Below are 18555 nucleotides of genomic sequence, written 5' to 3' on the forward strand. Positions count from 1 at the left end.
ATGTTCAAGGCAGTAGTAGGTCACAGTAACGATCCAGATTCTCTAGCAGCAGTTGAAGAAGTTCTTCAGCAATGTGCCAGTTCTCTTACAGGAGATATACCAAAAGCTGGGATTATTTTTGCTGCAATTGACTTTGATCATTCTCTCATTTTGCAGCAAATCGATCGGGCTTTTCCGGGGATTGAGTTGATTGGTGGAACAACAGATGGAGAAATTTCCTCAGTCTTAGAGTTTCAGCAAGATTCAATCACCTTGATGTTGTTTTGCTCAGACGAAGTTGAAATTCATGCAGGAGTTGGACGCAAAGTTTCAGACAATCCAATAACTGCAACTAAACAAGCTGTGGATCAAGCTAAAGCAAAAAGTATCGCACCTCCAAAGCTATGCTTAACTCATCCAGAAAGCCTCACAACTAGTGGTGTCTCTATATTGAATGGCTTAAAGCTAGCTCTTGGTCAATATGTGCCGATATTCGGTGGTTTAGCAGGCGATCAATCAAGATATCAAAGTACATATCAATTTTTTCAAACAGAAGTATTAAGTGATTCTGTACCAATTCTGCTTTTTTCTGGCACAATATTGTTTTCTCATGCTGTTGCAAGTGGTTGGCATCCTATTGGTCAAACAAGCAAAGTGACTAAGGTAGATAAAAACATAGTCTATGAAATAGATGGTAAACCAGCTTTAGATTTTTATCATCATTATTTAGGTTTGCTTCCTCCTTCAATAGAATATCCACTAGCAGTCTTTGATGAGAATGAAAACAATTTTTATATAAGAGCACCTATTGCTTATAATCAAGAATCTAGTAGCATAACCTTTTTTGGAGATATTCCCGATCGAGCAATTATTCAAATTTCCGAAGCAGGTTATGAAGATATTTTGGCAGCTTCTAAAGCATCATTTATGAATGCTTTAGATAATTATCCTGGTACAGAACCAAGTGCTGTTTTATTTTTTTCATGTGTAGCTCGTCGGCAGATACTTGGTACTAGGGCACAAGAAGAGTATCAGAATACGAAACTTTGTCTGAGTGACTATTTACCTGCCTGTGGATTTTATTCTTATGGAGAAATTGCTCCTCTAGATGGAATTAGCCAGACGCTATTCCATAATGAAACTTTTGTAACTTTAATTTTGGGAAATCATTAAAAGTTAATGGAAATATTAGATTACCAACAAGAAATTAAAAAATTAAAAAAAGCCAATCGAATTCTCCAAAAGAAATTAGATCGGTCTGAATCAGACCGAATAAAACTTGAAGAAACAAATCAAAAAAAAGAATGTTTGCTTAGGAGAGTAATTGATGAATTAAAGGAATATCAAAATAAGTTAGAAGAAAGAAGCCATGAGCTAGAAATAATGCTTCTTAATCTTCAGATAATGGAGAATAAGATGTCTACTTTGGGAAGCATGGTAGCAGATGTAGCTCATGAAATTAACAACCCAGTTGGCTTTATTGCAGCTAATCTGACTCCTGCTAAAGAGTACGTTGATAATTTATTACATCTAATTGATCTCTATCAGCAGACCTATCCCAAAACATCTCAGCAAATTCAAGAAACAATCGAAATGATTGACCTAGAATACGTGCGCGAGGATTTACCTAAACTCATTTCCTCAATGAGAGGAGGGACAGATCGTATTTCCAATATTAGCCATAGCTTACGAACTTTCTCTAGAGCCGATACAGAACAAAAAACTCTGTTTAATATTCATGAGGGTATTAACAGTACTCTCCTCATTCTCAAGCACCGTTTACAAGCGAATAAGATTCGTCCTGCTATTCAAGTAGTTAAATATTACGAAGAATTTCCCCTAGTAAAATGCTTTCCAGGACAATTGAATCAAGTATTTATGAATCTCTTGGCAAATGCTATTGATGCTTTAGATGAGTCTAGTGCTGGACTTAATTTTAATGATATTAAGCTAAATTCCAATCAAATTACAATTCATACTGCCCTCACTGAAGATAAGAATTATGTCTCAATTCGGATTCAAGATAATGGGGTGGGAATATCGGCTGATGTTCAGCAAAAAATATTTGATCATTTATTCACAACAAAACCTGTGGGAAAAGGAACAGGATTAGGATTATCAATTGCTTATCAAATAATTGTCCAAAAACATAAAGGAACTCTAGAAGTAAATTCTGTGTTAGGAAAAGGTTCTGAGTTTATAATCACTACACCTATTTATTAAACTAGCAAAAATATAAAATACGTAACCTATTCAAAAAAAATGTTCAATATATTAGCAAGTTATAGTAAATAAAATTACTTATATTTCCTACCTTGAAATTAATTAGTTTTTAAAGCAACAAAATTGATTTATAGAAAATATAAAATTTGTATACTGATTGCGAACAAATATACTTTTGCGCAGTTTGATAATAAAATATGTTTAGTGTTAACAATATTTTGCCCCAGAAGATTCTCCCAACCCAAGCTCACTACTTATAGGGATAAAACTTAATATTTTGCTGGCTAACCTTTTTAAGATTCGATCTCATTCCCTACTTTTTAAGGAGGGTTGGAAAGGATAAGGGGACGTAATTTAGAAGAGACTATACAAAACCGTAAACTATCACAATGATAAGGCTCATAATTTGTTATAGACATTTTTTATTAGAACCAAAAACAAATATTAAATTCTTAGAATAAAAAGATTAAGTAGTTACTTTAGAGGCATTTTGGGGAACTCTATATATAACTTTACTTCCAAGATTGTATCTTCAAAATTTATGATCGATGCACCTAAGCACTCAATGGCTACGCTTAATTTTTCTTTGGAACGCGATATATTTTTACGTACACTAATCAGAGAATTATCTGGTACTTTGCAGGATGTAGTTGGTTTAGAAGAAGCTTCGGGATTTATTAGCGTTGTTGGTGAAAGGATGGGAAGGCAGATTAACCAAGATTATAAATCTGCCCTGGAAATCTCTAACCTTTCTCGTAAGCAGGTAGCTGATGTCTTGATTGATTTAAAAAAACGAATCCAGGGTGATTTTTATGTTATTGAGCAGAATGATGAAAAAATTGTCTTTGGCAACCGTGTTTGCCCATTTGGCGACAAAGTACTTAATCGCCCTGCCATGTGCATGATGACTTCAAACGTTTTTGGAACGATCGCAGCTAACAATCTAGGATATGCCAAAGTAGAATTGCAAGAAACCATAGCACAAGGTGCTTCTGGATGTAGAGTTATTGTTTACTTAAAACTTACAGAAGAAGCAGAAGATGCACAAGGTCGAGAATACTTTAGGGGAATAGAATCTGTGTAAACCCTTCAGCATCAAACAAAATAACTCCAGAATTAAGCTTAGTGCAGATATGTAAACTAGAGTCAAACCGTGAAAGTTGAAGCCCCATGACTCCTGAACAATTTCTTGAACTTGCCAGAGTTCTACCAGAACCTCTACTCCTGGTGAGTGGAGAAGGTCAGTTGTTAGCTACGAATCAACCAGTAACAGATATGCTGGGATTACGCCGTCAGGAACTGCGCAAAAAAATGCTTTTTGAACTTGTAACTGAGCCTGCCAACGATATTGTAAAGTACCTAGAAGCTTGTTCAAGTAGTAGGGCAATGGTTATTGGCTCCTTGACTTTCCGAAAGAATGATGGACAAACGTTAATATGTCGTAGTCAAGGAGCAGTTATTCAACCTTGGTCTCCTGAATCTTCAGCTTTAATTCTCTTACGCTTGGAAAATAGAGTTGTAGCCAGCAGTAATTTCGTTCTCTTGAACGAAAAAATTGATGAGTTAGCAAAGGAAGTGCAAAAACGAAAACAAGCGGAAGAAGCGCTTTGGAAAGCGAATCAAGAGCTTGAAATTCGGGTTGAGGAACGTACAACTGCTTTACAAGAAACACTAAATGAACTACAACTTACCCAAACTCAACTTATTCAAGCTGAGAAAATGTCTAGTTTAGGTCAGATGGTCGCTGGTATTGCTCATGAAATTAATAACCCCGTGAGTTTTATTTATGGGAACCTTCACCACGCTCATAAATATACTCAAGATTTACTGAAATTAGTGCAAGTTTATCAACAAGCTTTTCCAAATACTCTTCCAGAAATCCAACAGCAAGTAGAAGAAATAGATTTAGATTTTTTGATTCAAGATATAACTAAACTCTTCCAGTCCATGAAAGTGGGAACAGAACGCATTCAGGAAATTGTTAAATCACTACGTAATTTTTCCAGGCTGGATGAAGCAGAACTTAAGCAAGTTAATATTCATGAAGGAATTGATAGTAGTTTAATGATTTTAGAGCATCGCCTGCAAGCTAGGCATGAGTACCCAGAAATCAAAGTCATCAAAAAATACAGTCAACTGCCGAATGTAACTTGCTATCCTGGTCAACTCAACCAAGTGTTTATGAATATTCTTGCTAATGCGATCGATGCACTGGAGGCGTCGGTCAATAATGGTCAGCGTTCAGTAGTAAATTCACAAACTACTGACAATCAAAAACTCGCAGAGAATAATCCTAAAATTCAAATAAAAACTGAGTTAATCGATCAAAACTGGATAGAGGTTACTATTGCTGATAATGGTTTAGGGATAAATGAACAAGTTCGTTCAAAGCTATTCGATCCATTTTTTACCACTAAAACTGTGGGTAAAGGTACTGGACTAGGGCTATATATAAGTTATCAGATTATAGTTGAAAAACATAAGGGAGAACTTAACTGTTTTTCTGTTCCAGCAAAAGGTGCAGAATTTGTAATTAAAATACCTATTCAATCAGCCTCATAAAGTTTCAGTAAGTTTCAGTTAAAAGATATAACAACGCCTGTCTGCTAATTAGCAAACAGGCGTGTCTTTGAGTACAAAGTATAATTGAGAGTCGGTTATATCTTGGCAGTAGAATCAACTGAGGATTGAGACTGACTAACCGAATCTAACTTTGGTAAAAGCAGTAGATTTTCTGCTTTTAGATTCCTGTTGATTGTTGCTTGCAAAAATGGGGTATGGGAAATGGAATTGTTAGCCAATGTAAACAGTGGATTTGACAAAATCCCTGCTATGGAAGTGGCGATTAATGTTACTATCAACCCGACCTGTAAAGGTCTTAGCCCAGGCAAATCCCAACGCACTTGTGGATAATTCTTCACCACGTCGGACATTTCGTGGGGTTCTTTGACTACCATCATCTTAACTACACGAATGTAGTAATAAATGGATACTACGCTGGTGACTAAGCCCAACAAAACTAACCAATAAAGTCCTGCTTGCCAACCAGCCCAGAATAAGTAAATCTTGCCGAAAAACCCAGCCAATGGTGGAATACCACCCAAGGAAAGCAGGGAGATACTCAACGCCAGTGTTAGAAGTGGGTCTTTTTGATATAAGCCAGAGTATTCGGCAATCTGGTCGGTTCCTGTTCGTAGTGAGAACAGGATGATGCAGGTAAAGCCGCACAAGTTCATGAACAGGTAAACCAGTAGGTAAAATATCATACTGGCGTATCCTGCCTGTGTACCAGCAATCAAACCAATCATCACAAACCCAGCTTGGGCAATGGATGAATAAGCTAGCATCCGTTTCATGCTGGTTTGGGCTAGGGCGACTACGTTACCCAAGATCATGCTGAGAACGGCTAGAGCTGTGAAGACAAACCTCCACTCGTCAGCAACAAGAGGGAAGGCTGTTGTCAGCAAGCGGATGGCTAGGGCAAACCCAGCCGCTTTGGAACCGACAGATAAAAAGGCAATCACTGGCGTGGGAGCGCCTTCATAAACGTCTGGTGTCCACTGGTGGAAGGGTGCAGCGGAGATTTTGAAGCCAATACCTGCGATCGCAAAAACCAGGGCAATCACTAAACCTAGAGATTGTCCGACTTTCGCTGTGGCAATGCCATTAGCAATCGCACTAAGTTCAGTTTGTCCTCCAGATAGTCCATACAGCAGTGATACACCGTACAAAAATATTGCCGTACTGGAAGCTCCAATTAACAAGTATTTCAGCGCCGCTTCGTTGGAGCGAGGGTCACGCTTGGTATAACCTGTCAATAGATAAGAGGAGATACTCAGGGTTTCTAGGGAGATGAAAATCATCACCAACTCACTAGCCCCGGATAAAAACATCCCTCCTAATGTAGCACTCAGCAAAATAGCGATGAATTCGGCTAAGGCGGTGCCGCTCTGCTCAACGTAGCGAATTGACATCAGTATAGTCACAATCGCAGACAAGGCAATAATACCGCGAAAGACTATACTCAGGTCATCACTATTAAAGCTACCGGTAAAACCGATGGGATTAGGAGAGTCCCATTGAAAATATAGGGCGACAATCGAAGCAAATAAACCTGCGATCGCTAGATATCCAATCCAGCGTGCGGATGTACGCCCCAAAATCAAATCAACAATCAAAACCCCCAAGAGGGTGAGAATAACAATCCCCTCTGGCAAAATCGTTCCAGCGTTTAGCTGGGATGCAATATTAGCAAAATCCATGAGATGTATAGGTTTTGGGGATTAGACATTAAGGCTAACTCTGTTCACTCTAGCAAGTTTTCTAATCCCCGGACTAGCTCTTTTAACAAGAGCTTAACAGCTTGGGTGCAGATAGCGAACGTACCAACTTCACTGGCTTACCAGCAGCTTTCTCAGTATCTAGGAATTCACCTAACAGCTTTCCTACCTCGTTTTTTAGGCGCGAACTTCAGGGAATATCATAAATAATTATGCCGCAACCAGTGCGATAGTTAGGTACAAATAGCTTATAAAATTAATAAGGGCACAGCAATGCTGTGCCCCAACAATATTTATAACTCCTAAGTTTATTAAAAACTGATTGATGGCAGCTTGCCTTGTAGCGACTGAAATTTAGACTGAACACAGTTGGCACAATTACAACCAACTCGATCAATAATCGGATTAGATGTTTGAATCAAATGTGGTGTTACCAGATCGGGAATTTGTTGTGTAGATACTACCGTCACAATTTGGGTAGCATAAGCAGATTTCAGGCTGGATGCGTTTGCTGGATTGATTACCAGCAGCATGGATACTAGAAATGCAGGACAGGCAAGTAGAATCAGTTTGATAATGTTCATAATTTACAAAGATACCTTTGCTGATACAGCATAGCTAATAAATTCCCCACCTTCAACTTTAATAATTCGTAATTCGTAATTTTTGGGTTTAATTACCTTTTTCTCAAAGGCAGAGGCTAACGCTAACGTCTATCTATAAAGTTGTAGTTTTTCAGTCTGCGTATAATACCTTGATGTAACAGTCTTTAATTACGAATTACGAATTACGAATTACGAATTACAAGTTATTTTAACTACGCCCAAATCCTTGACCCCGTAGAACCTTTGACCATATAAGTAATTCGCCCTGTTCGCCGCCTGCGGCCAGTAACTTGCCTTGGGGATGCCAAGCTAGGCTAGAAAATCCTCCTGAGACACCTGTGATAATTTGGGATACTTCTTTGGCTTTGTTCCACAAACACAACCAGCCATCAGTAGCAGCAGAAGCGAGAAGGAAGCTTTTGGGTGCAAAGGCGATCGCATTAATCACACCCACATGATTAGTTAATACTCGTGCTTCCCAACCTAATGAATCATCCTCTAGCTTCTCCCACACCACAATACCTTCAACGCTAGAAGATGCCAGTATTGGCGCACCCACTTTAGTCATAGCTTCTGACCATGCCAATTGGCGAATTTTACCAGGGAAGCCACGCATTACCCAAGGATCGGGGTTGTTCCATTCCAAAACGGTGACACTACGATCCATATTACCAGAAGCCAGAAATTTGCCATCGGGCGACCAAGCCATAGCTAAACTGACAGTAGTCATATCTAAGCTGTATGGTTCTTCATCCCAGTTTTGACTATGCCAAATCTTCACTCCCTTGTAACCACTAATAGCCAAATACTGTCCGTCAATGCGCCAATCTATACCCAATACTGAAGAGTTGTCGAAATTCAGCGTCACGACAATTTCACGAGTATCTGCATCCCAAACTTGAACGTAACGCCCCAAACTAAAAGCCAGTTGGTTACTGGTGTAATTCCAAGCTAACTTGTCAACCCATGCAGGGGCATTTTCTAACGTGGCGATTAATTCAGTGTCGCACCAAATTTTCACCTGTCCATCTTGTCCGCCGACGGCTAAAAATTTGCCATCGGGCGAAAAAGCGAGACAGTCTACTGATTTACCGTTAGCAGTTTGTAAGGTTATAAGTTCGCCATTATTCCACAATACTACTTCACCGGCGGCGGAAGTTGCTGCTAAAGTTTGACCTTGTGGCGACCAAGCGATCGCAGTTACATAATCTGAAAGTGTCCCCGAATAGTGTTGTTCAAATTCCTTAGATTTGGTTGTGGAGTTCATATTTATTGGGTATTGGGTACTGGGGATTAGCGACTGGGGACTGGGAACTAGGGACTGGGAAATATAAAGTGAATTTTTCCCAATCCCCAATACCCAATCCCCAATCCCCTTTTAAACTAAACAAGCGAGAAAATCTTGCTTGAGTTGGGCTGCATCAAGGTTACGGCCGATGAAGACTAGTTCGTTTTTGGGGGTTTCGCTTGGTTTCCAGGGGCGATCGGGTTTGCCATCAAATATCATGTGTACTCCTTGAAACACAAATCGATTCTCTTCTCCTGCAATATTTAAAATGCCTTTCATCCGAAAAATATCTGGGCCTTGGGTACGCAGTAACTCGGAAATCCAAGCGTTTAATTTTTCTCCATCGACTGCACCTGCTTCTACTAAAGCCACAGAAAAGACAGTTTCATCGTGTACATGAGCATCTTCGCCTAAGAAATCTGGATCAATTTCTAATGCCCGCTCTAAATCAAAGGCTTTCACGCCTAATAAAGCATCCATTCCTAGTTCAGAATTTTGGGTACGGTAGATTTTTGCGATCGCATTCATCGCCCGAATCCGTTTTTCTAACTCATCTAACTCTTCTGGCGCTACTAAATCTGTTTTATTAAGTAAAATTACATCAGCAAAGGCAATCTGTTCTTGGGCTTCGTCTGCATCCCAGTGCTGCGAGATATGCTTGGCATCTACGACTGTCACCACCGCATCTAGAGACAGTTGGCTTTGCAAATCTTCATCAACAAAAAATGTCTGAATCACTGGTGCCGGATCGGCTAATCCAGTCGTTTCAATTACTAAATGGTCAAATTTATCGCGCCGCTTCATCAAATTGCCGATGATCCGAATTAAATCGCCACGGACTGTACAACAGATACAGCCATTGTTCATTTCAAATATTTCTTCATCTGCATCGATAATCAATTGATTATCAATACCCACTTCCCCAAATTCATTGACAATCACAGCAACTTTTTTGCCGTGTTCGTAGGTGAGGATGTGATTGAGTAGAGTCGTTTTACCTGCTCCCAAATAGCCTGTAAGAACAGTAACGGGAACTGAATTGTTGATTACGTCAGCCACCATACTCTAAATTCCTTTTGTCTCACCTTATGGATAATCATTATCACACATCATAAATCTTTTTATATTTTTGTGCTAGCTTGCCTTCTTTTCGGCTTCAGCAAAATCATCACATAATTTAATTAAGAAAGATTTTATTTCTCTGCATCTATAATAAGTAATAAATATTCCCAAATTGGGGTAGCCTGATAGGAATATTGCATACAACCACTAATCGGTTTTCAGTGATTAGTTTTCAGTTATCAGTTAACGCCGATATAATGGGGGACTCTGACTCCCAATTGACTTACAATTTTAACTGACAACTGATAATTATTAAAAAGCTTACTTTATATTAGTTTCAGCCTTAGTGTATAATTTTCCGGTTTTGGCACGGTGATACCACATTCAGCTATGCTGTTTGTTCTTTAGAATTTCTATAAAAGATAAAAGCGGCAAAACTAATAAAGGCAATAGCTATAAATATTGAAGAATATTTCCCTCTACTGCGGTTACTCAAATTAGCTCTAGGGAAGATAGTCCAGTAACTATCAGCAATGGCAACTCCTTGCTTCTCTAACCACGTTCTCACTTCTCCTTCTCCACCCTCAGTCACAAATCCACTCACTGTTACTGTTTCACTTTTTGGATCTTCGTGAATATACTCTTCAATATCACCCTTCTCTAATGAAATAATCAAATGAACCGGGGTGTTCGACTGAGAATTCTCTCTCAATGCAATATAGACTCTGGGTATTCTATTGCCCTTTTGTGTTACTAACGCATTGGGATCTGGATAGCCTGAAATATTAGCATAAAAACTGTGTTCAGCAATTTTGCCGGAACTTAGTTGAGTGACGCTAATCGTACCGATATCTTTGGCGAATGATTGTGCTAATGTACCATTCAGCGCAATAACCCCGATAATTAAAATAATTATCGGCATGAGGGCATTTTTTAGAAGTCGGTTACTTGTCAAATCATCAATTACATTCCACTTAGCAGAAAATTCTTTATCTGGATTTTGACTTTGAACTCGATTGCGTAAATAAGTCCCTAACAATATAACTGGAAGATGAAGGATCATAAAACTTACAGATTGCCACTGTTTACCAAACAGATTCATCTGCATTTCTCCCAAAAATTGCACTAGTCCAGTATAGTGAAAAAGCCAATATGTTGTCAGTGCAAGATACGCACAATACGCTAGAGATAAATATTTTAATTTCTGATTGTTACTCATGTTTAAAATTTTGATTTACGCTCATTTTTTAACCTAAAAAAGATTAAATTGAGATCCGTACTCAAACGGAAATAGGGGCAGATATAGCAGTGCAATGTAGCGATCGCTAATTTCACACCATTTACTACATCACCCTGTAAAATTTAAAGCCTCTCTCCTTTTAAGAGAGAGGTCAGAGTATATTGCATACAAACGAGAAGCGCTATGTGATAATAATGAGCGCAAACAATAAAATTATACTTTGAGGGATAAGTGAGGATTTAATTTTCTGGGGAGAACAAAAAATCTTGAACTGCTTCTAAAACAACTGCTGGGTATTCTTCATGTAGTCCTAGAGAACCAGGTATAACAATGCTTCTCACTCCTGGTAAGGCTACCAAAGCGTTCATTTCTTCTCGTGATTTAGGGGGGCTGGATTCCCCAATTACTACCATGAGCGGTACGGTTAAAGACTGCACAAGTTCCAGAAAATCAGATTGTTCGCGTACAGCATCAAGATTACCAGTTACAAAGGCAGCAGATGCAAATCGCGCTCCTGGTTGTTGAGTCGTGTGCCACTTCTTCTCAATGAAACTGGGTGTAATTTTAGCCGCGTCAGTAAAGACATGACGGCGGTACATAAAACTTAAGAAAGATTGGGTAGTGTTGAGTTTGTAGAGAGTTTGACCAACTATAGGCGATCGCACCAATTCTCTCACAATGCCAGCTATTTGCTGACTTGCCCCCATTGTTGGCAAAGGCCCACGCCAAGTAGGAGCTAACAACAAAATTCGTGAGAAAGCAGCCTGCTGTTTGACAGCTAATTGTAAAACGTAACTAGCAGCATGACCAGCCGCAACTACAGTGATGGGAGTATTAAAAACAGCTTTGACAAAATCTTCCAGAAATTGCTGATATATTTCTGGTCGATAATTCAAACTAGGGCGAGAAGATTCACCAAATCCAGGCCAGTCTACGGCTACAACTTGAAAATGGGGAGCTAGTAACTTGGCAAGTTCGCCTACTTCCAAACGCGTCGAAACACTGCTGAAAGATGGTAGCAGCAATAGTGGTGAACCTTTACCAAGGGTTTCATAAACAACACGCAATTGCTGATTTTCGCAGTTCCAGAGATATTCTTGAACCACTCCACCAAAGCCAGTAGCAGCAGAGGTAGATAATAAATTTGTTGACATTAGACTAAATTTTGGTAGTTGTACCTTATTTGTCATTAGTCATTTGTCATTTGTCCTTTGCTAATGACCAATGAGCAATGACTAATGACTAATAACTAATGACCAATTTTAGATTCCAACGCTTTTTTTTGCATAGTTTTGAAAATGTTGTAAAATCCATTAGCGCGGGAAGGTGTCAGGCTAACATTTAAACCTGTTTCTTGAATAAAATCTGGAGTAAGTTGGACAATCTCACTTGGTGTTAATCCATGTAATCCTTCAACCAGAAGCCCTACTAATCCTTTGGTTAATTGGGAATCGGAATCGCCCTGAAACACAACCTTATCGTCATCCAAAGCTGCTGTGATATAAACTTGAGACACGCAACCAGGAACTTTATTTTCGGGTAATTTATCAGCTTCTGGGAACTCATTGAGCTTCTGAGCATACCAGATTAGCTGTTCGTAGCGTCGCTTCGGTTCGGAAGCGCGTTGAAAGCGCTGGACAATTTTAGCGAGCGCAGGTGGCAAAGAATCTAGAGTTGAAGACATAAACAGAAGCTGAAAACGATCGGTATCTCCTTGAGTGTAGATTATCTTTAGAGCGATGCCTACGGCGGGCTGCGCCTACGCGCCTCCGGTTCTCTTCGCATTACTGACTATAATTTATCAAATCCAGCTAATTACTGCGATCGCATTGATAAAGATCGAGTTTTTTAATGTGTCTAATCACAAAAACTTAATTTTATGTTTTTATAAGCAAGTTTTAACAATAAGTTTACATAAACTATAGTTGCATCAATATATACTTTTATTACGCAAGTATGATAAATTTGTGAAACTTATGTGTCGTTTGATTTGATTGAAATGCAGATAGATTTTGTGGAGCTTGGTCGGTTTGCACGCTCCTAGCTGCTAACTCTCAGCTACGCCTTAGTGTGACTAGTGGCGATGCGATGCCTACGGCGGGTTGCGCCTACGTACTTACAAAATTAGCTGCAAGTTCATTAAACTAAGCAGCTAGATAATTATCAACAATTAAAAATTAAAAATCAAAAAAAATTCTGATTTTTAATTTTTAATTTCTCTCCCTTGAGGATTAATTTGTAGCTTGGGCAGCTAGCATCTGCTTCAGCTTTTCTAATTCCGAAGCCCAACGAGGATCTGGACGAATAGCGTCTGAATCGGTGGTTGTGGTGTTGTTTTCACGAGAACCGCCGCCGCCACCGCCGCCACGACGAGGCTTCTTAGAGCTTTTCTCGCGGCGGCTACCTTCTCTGTTGGGGCTAGGAGTCGGGGTACTATTACTAGCAAGAGTAACTGGTTTAGGAACTTGCTCGTCACCCTCTTCACCTTTTGTCCGAGGTAATGCCTTCTCTAGCTTAATGGGAGTATCTTTGAACATCTGACCATTATACTTTTCAATAATTTCGTCAGCTTGTTCGTCATTGTTGACTGTAAGAAAACCGAAACCACGGCATTTGCCAGTTTTGCGGTCTTTAATTAATTTAGTAGTTACAGCATCACCTTCTGCTGCAAAAACGGCTTGTAGATCTTGACGATCTATTTCATCTTTAGGCAAATTACCTATATATAGGCGAACGGACATGAACTATACCTCCAGAGTTGAATGAACATGGCAAGGCAAGAAAACAATCATTTAGCTTTAGCTTTTAAATAGATGCTATTGACCAAGACTGCCATAAACCAATTTTTTTGCTCGAAACTGTCAACCTATACAACAATACAGTTTTTCGTCGGGATCAAGCTTATTTAATCCAAAGGCTCACACTATGGTGAGCTAATAACACCTTAATTCTAAGAGTTGTAAATTTAATAGCCTATTGCCTGCTAAAGTACACGCTTTCTTCTATGCCCTTATTCGCAGAATCAAATACCATTCCTTACATTACCACGGTATTTTCTACGTAGCTAGTTTAGCGCATACATTTCCGACATTAGTATTACGGCATCGTAACATAAAACACATTTTTTTATTCAAGTGAGCATATTTTGAAACAAAAACCAGCCAGTGGCTGGTTAATTTGCTGCTGTGTTGGGAGGATAAAAAGATATAGAGCGGGGAAAAAGCACCTAAATCCACAACTAAGCGGTGATGATGAGTTATGTCGGTTGCTCTTGTTTGTGTAAATAAATGTAACATTTGTTAAAAAAACCTGCAACTTTTGTTTACATTCCGATTTGTCCTTTGTCCTTTGCTAATGACCAATGACTAACCAGTGAGAAAGACGTATGCGCCCCAAGCCTGTGCTGCAACAGCTAAAAAAGTAGACCAAATGGGATGAGGGCTATGAATGGTTTTACCACTTTGAGTTTCTAGGGTTTGGATATCGATCCAAGGTGTTGCTCCTCGCCGGAACCAACCTGTAACGATAATTTGCCGCCCGATTAGATCCTGGTGATTGACTGACTGTCCTAGCCAAGAAATATGGTGTAATTTCACCAAACCTGCGCTGGATTGAAGAATTAAATCTTGCGCTAGGGAGTTGCTAGTACCTTGACGACCTAATAATTTACCTACAAGACGCACGCTGACGCTATCAATAGGTAAGGCAGAAGGGTCAGCTAACAGGTTGGGTAAGCTATCGTCAGTTTGTACAGTGGCAGGTTTAATATCAGGAAAGAAAGAATTAATCCGCATCACAGTACCAATGCTAAAGCCAATCAGAAGGCAGCCTGTAATGAAAGACCAATCTTCATATATCCACTTTAGATTTAAAAACTTGAGTGTGAATGCTAGTTGCCAGGTTAGCCAGACGAAAGCTGCAAACAGAACCCCTAGAGGAATTCCCAACCAGGGAGCGACTTGTAATAGAAAAGACTGACGCTTAACCTTCAATGGAACGCTTGCAAAATGTAGTTCGGTGTCTAGATGCCAGTGACGGGCTATTTGGCAGAGGCGTTCGAGGCGATCGCCCATTAAAGGATGGCTATTATTAATCGTAAACCATCGGCGATAGGGATTGGCAATATCCCACTTCAAAAAGGATTCAAAAGATAGATTACTGGCAATAGTTCCCAAAGATAAACTCTGTTGGTAGCTGACTGGTGTTAAAAGATTTAAGCTTTCCAGTTGCCAACTGGTGCGTTCTTGTTTTTGGATATCAGCGGCAATGCCAATGGCAATTTTGAGTAAAGCGCGAATCAGGGCATTGGGATTACCAGTAATTTCAGCAGCGATGCGATCGCTATAATAAAGCCGCAACCGCGACAACCACAATGCAGTTCCAGTCAGCAAACACCAAACTCCATAAATTAGACTCGCCAAAATTGTCACCGGCCAGCGCCAAATTTTCGCTGATATTTTGTCTCCCAACTCCGAAACTCGTTGATATAGCTGATGAGTTGGTAATGTCACCAGCAGCAACAAAGACATGACAGCAAAATCCCAGTGAGCAATATGCCCTAGTTGCGTAGCGTAAATAATGGCGATTTCATCATCTGCCAGCTGCTCTAATAGCCCTTGACTGACAACAATCCTGGCATTACGTGGTAAACTACCATAAGTCAGAATAATTGGTGCAGCCGTTGGTAAAATCCGCAGTTTGGGTAACGGCCAGTGTCGTTGTTGGCAACAACGTTGTAGCACCCGAACAGCTTCGCGGCTATGGGTATTCAATACATCTTTCGGAAATTCTCGCTGACCATACAAGTTCGCCAGTAACAGATCCAGCAGCCAAGGTGAGACTCCAATTAAAATCACCAAGACTATTAGCAACAGTTGAGTAGGGTCGGAGTATAAAAGCTGAATCGGTTCCAGATAAGGTAGTTTGACTAAAGTCTGGTTGATGAATCCTAGTGCTAACTTGAGGATTTCTCGCATCACCCAAAACAGGGCGATGAATGTTCCGGCTGACAGTAGCCGCAAAGGAATTAATTTTAGTTTACGTAGTGGTTGCCATGCTCTGGCGCGTTGTGCTTGTCGCCAATAAATAACGCCGAATAATTTGGCTTGGGTGCGGGTAACGGAACCCATGAAGCCGCTTAGGGGCGTAGGTGGTGGTGGTGGTGCTAATGTAGCTTTAAGTCTCGCTAGTGGCACCATCGCCGGGATGTCGTCGCTTTTGGTTTCTATTACTTGCTCGTTTGGCTTTTCCTCTAATGTTGGAGTTTCCGGGGGAGTAACGGGGGTTGAATCTGGAGTTGAATCTGGCGTTGAATTCTCAAAAGCAACAAATCCAGTTTCGATTTTTTTGGATTCTTGCTCAGGTTTTTTACGTTTTGTCAGGTGTTCGAGAGCGCGTGTTGCCCACTCTTGAACTTGCGGATTGTTACTCTTAATGAGATTCTGGGAAATAGCGATCGCTTTGGGAACTTCGCCAGTGCGAGCATAAGCCATCACTAAACCAACTTGGGCTTGTAAGCTAGCAGTTCCATTATTTTGGCTACTAGCAATAGGTTCTAGTTGGGCGATCGCTGTTTGGTAATTTCCCTGCTTGAGGGCAACTAAACCAGCCTCCAAAGACGGTTTGGCATGTGAAGGCATACAAATTCTGGCACTCCAATCTCTTCTAAACGATCCACGTTTGTGCAAAAGCGCGAACCTCGGATGCAGTGGAAATCAACCGCGCTCAAGTTTTGCTTGTCAAGTGAATTATTCCTCCACTGGTTGTTGACTAGAAAATACTGGAGCGATCGCGCTTAATTTTAACTCTGGATGGTCGCCCAATAACTGTTGACAATTCCATTCATTACGGAATAGCAACACTGGTCGTCCCATACTATCTTTAACTGTAGTGGTATTGAATATTCGTCCCACTTTTTCTAATGCTTCCCAACCACCCTCAACCCAACGGGCGACACTGTAGGGCAATAAGTCTAATATGGTTTCTACACCATACTCATTTTGTAAGCGAAACTGTACCACCTCGAATTGCAACTGACCCACCGCCGCCAAAATTGGATCGCGCTTGGCTTCATCAGTTGAATACATAATTTGCACAGCACCTTCTTCTCGCAATTCCGCAACGCCTTTTTGGAATTGTTTAGACTTTGAGGGGTTGGGATTCCTCAGAGACGCGAACAGTTCCGGCGAAAAATACGGAATCCCCTCATATTCGAGCTTTTGTCCCGTGTAAATTGTATCCCCGATCGCAAAAACACCGGGATTGTTCAAACCGATCACATCGCCAGGATAAGCCACATCAATCGATTCTCGCTCTTGAGCAAAGAGTTTTTGCGGGCGAGATAGACGGATAAGTTTACCAATGCGGGCGTGATTCACCATCATATCTTTTTCAAACTTACCAGTGCAAACCCGGATAAATGCGACGCGATCGCGGTGCTTCGGGTCCATATTCGCTTGCAGTTTAAAGACAAACCCCGAAAACTCCGGGTATGTAGGGGGAACTTCGCCAACACTGCTGACATGAGAACCGGGTTTGAGGGCATAGTCGAGGAAATACTTGAGGAATAACTCTACCCCGAAGTTAGTCATGGCGCTACCAAAGAACACAGGCGTCATTTTGCCTTCGTGTATCAACTGTAAATCTAGCTCTGGTCCAACTCCTTCTAACAGTTCTAGATCGTTTTTCAGTTGGTAGTACAGGTTTTGTTCTAGCTGTTCTTCTATTTTCGGATCGCCTAATTCTACTATCGTATCACGGGCTTCTCGGCTACCGTGGGCGCTGCGTTCAAATAGGTGTATTTGTTGCTTGTGTCGGTCAAACACACCTTTAAAGCGATCGCCCATCCCAATCGGCCAGTTTACCGCATAGGTTTGCAATCCCAATTCTTGCTCAATTTCATCCAACAGTTCCAGAGGTTCCCTACCTGGGCGATCGAGCTTATTGATAAATGTAAAAATTGGGATACCCCGCAACTTACACACTTCAAACAATTTGCGGGTTTGGGGTTCCAAACCTTTTGCCGCATCGATCAACATCACGGCATTATCGGCGGCGGCGAGGGTGCGATAGGTATCTTCACTGAAATCTTGGTGTCCGGGAGTGTCTAATAAATTGATTTGACAATTTCGGTATTCAAATTGCAACACTGTAGAGGTAATAGAAATACCCCGTTGTTGCTCCATCGCCATCCAGTCAGAAGTCGCCTTTCGCTGTGCCCGTCGCGCTTTCACTGCCCCAGCTTCGTGAATTGCACCCCCATACAGGAGTAGCTTTTCAGTTAGTGTAGTTTTACCAGCATCGGGGTGAGATATAATCGCAAAGTTGCGGCGAAGTTCAACTGCTTGAATAAGTTCAGACTGAAGTTCAGTAGACATAAATGTATTTGTTTGTTAGCTAGCTTAATTTTTTTTGACTCTGGCAAGTCTTTTAATCTTAAGACAACGATGCTCATGATAGGGTCGTAGTATAACCAACAATCTGACTAAATAGGAGAAAGCAATGTACGACACAGACAAGCGAAAGCTTCTATCTGCCTTGTCTCATGGAGCGATTTTTTTCAGCACAACATTGGTATCTGTAGGCATACCTATCGCCATACTGCTTGTATCTGACGATCTTGTTGTTAAAGAAAACGCCAAAGAATCGATCAATTTCCACTTTAATGTCTGGTTTTATGGTGCAATTCTGGGAGCGCTGTTTTTTTTATTCGGCTGGTTAGTGTTACCTCTATTATTGTTGGGGCCATTAGCAGGTCTGGGATATCTATTACACTGGGGATTAACAATTTGGGCGCTGATCGGAGTTTTCAACGATCCTGATGTACCCTTTCGTTATCCCTATATTTTCCGAGTTTTCTAGCACAAATTATTATTGGGC

At 40.5% G+C, this 18555-nt stretch carries 15 protein-coding genes; 5 read left to right on the top strand and 10 right to left on the bottom strand.

All coding sequences use genetic code 11. The features are described 5' to 3' along the window. The 4 genes from ACFE93_RS03875 (at position 1) to ACFE93_RS03890 (ending at position 4764) form a co-directional block, all read left to right on the top strand. Complete coding sequence (locus tag ACFE93_RS03875) at positions 1-1152, top strand: FIST signal transduction protein (RefSeq protein ID WP_375472097.1); 1152 nt, start codon at positions 1-3, stop codon at positions 1150-1152. 6 nt (positions 1153-1158) lie between these two features. Continuing rightward, a complete protein-coding gene (locus tag ACFE93_RS03880) occupies positions 1159-2202 on the top strand; it encodes a sensor histidine kinase (protein ID WP_375472098.1) in 1044 nt (347 codons plus the stop codon). A 565-nt stretch (positions 2203-2767) separates the two neighbouring features. Next, a complete protein-coding gene (locus ACFE93_RS03885) occupies positions 2768-3286 on the top strand; it encodes a methanogen output domain 1-containing protein (protein ID WP_375472099.1) in 519 nt (172 codons plus the stop codon). An 86-nt stretch (positions 3287-3372) separates the two neighbouring features. Further along, positions 3373-4764: an ATP-binding protein gene (locus ACFE93_RS03890; protein WP_375472100.1), complete on the top strand. Its 1392-nt coding sequence runs from the start codon at positions 3373-3375 to the stop codon at positions 4762-4764. Positions 4765-4859: 95 nt separating this feature from the next. Here ACFE93_RS03890 and ACFE93_RS03895 read toward each other — a convergent pair whose 3' ends face one another. From ACFE93_RS03895 to prfC, 10 genes are all read right to left on the bottom strand, one after another. Next, a complete protein-coding gene (locus tag ACFE93_RS03895) occupies positions 4860-6464 on the bottom strand; it encodes an NAD(P)H-quinone oxidoreductase subunit N (protein WP_375472101.1) in 1605 nt (534 codons plus the stop codon). 329 nt (positions 6465-6793) lie between these two features. Continuing rightward, positions 6794-7066 (bottom strand): hypothetical protein, encoded by a 273-nt coding sequence (locus ACFE93_RS03900; protein ID WP_375472102.1) that lies wholly within the window; start codon positions 7064-7066, stop codon positions 6794-6796. 229 nt (positions 7067-7295) lie between these two features. Beyond that, positions 7296-8354 (bottom strand): WD40 repeat domain-containing protein, encoded by a 1059-nt coding sequence (locus ACFE93_RS03905; protein WP_375472103.1) that lies wholly within the window; start codon positions 8352-8354, stop codon positions 7296-7298. Between the two features lie 111 nt (positions 8355-8465). Further along, a complete protein-coding gene (locus ACFE93_RS03910; RefSeq protein ID WP_375472104.1) occupies positions 8466-9437 on the bottom strand; it encodes a CobW family GTP-binding protein in 972 nt (323 codons plus the stop codon). A 388-nt stretch (positions 9438-9825) separates the two neighbouring features. Further along, on the bottom strand, positions 9826-10656 hold the full coding sequence (locus ACFE93_RS03915) for a hypothetical protein (RefSeq protein WP_375472105.1): 831 nt from the start codon (positions 10654-10656) through the stop codon (positions 9826-9828). A 260-nt stretch (positions 10657-10916) separates the two neighbouring features. Beyond that, positions 10917-11831: an alpha/beta fold hydrolase gene (locus tag ACFE93_RS03920; protein ID WP_375472149.1), complete on the bottom strand. Its 915-nt coding sequence runs from the start codon at positions 11829-11831 to the stop codon at positions 10917-10919. Between the two features lie 95 nt (positions 11832-11926). Continuing rightward, positions 11927-12361 (bottom strand): SufE family protein, encoded by a 435-nt coding sequence (locus tag ACFE93_RS03925; RefSeq protein WP_375472106.1) that lies wholly within the window; start codon positions 12359-12361, stop codon positions 11927-11929. A gap of 547 nt (positions 12362-12908) precedes the next feature. Beyond that, complete coding sequence (locus ACFE93_RS03930) at positions 12909-13418, bottom strand: RNA recognition motif domain-containing protein (protein WP_375472107.1); 510 nt, start codon at positions 13416-13418, stop codon at positions 12909-12911. Between the two features lie 624 nt (positions 13419-14042). Next, positions 14043-16316: a M48 family metalloprotease gene (locus ACFE93_RS03935; protein WP_375472108.1), complete on the bottom strand. Its 2274-nt coding sequence runs from the start codon at positions 16314-16316 to the stop codon at positions 14043-14045. A 108-nt stretch (positions 16317-16424) separates the two neighbouring features. After that, on the bottom strand, positions 16425-18053 hold the full coding sequence (gene prfC, locus ACFE93_RS03940) for a peptide chain release factor 3 (protein ID WP_375472109.1): 1629 nt from the start codon (positions 18051-18053) through the stop codon (positions 16425-16427). Between the two features lie 124 nt (positions 18054-18177). Between prfC and ACFE93_RS03945 the strand changes: the two genes are divergently transcribed. Next, positions 18178-18537, top strand: a complete 360-nt coding sequence (locus tag ACFE93_RS03945; RefSeq protein ID WP_375472110.1) for a DUF4870 domain-containing protein — start codon at positions 18178-18180, stop codon at positions 18535-18537. Positions 18538-18555: the final 18 nt, after the last annotated feature.

This window comes from uncultured Nostoc sp. (assembly GCF_964247315.1).
Classification (GTDB): Bacteria; Cyanobacteriota; Cyanobacteriia; order Cyanobacteriales; family Nostocaceae; genus Nostoc.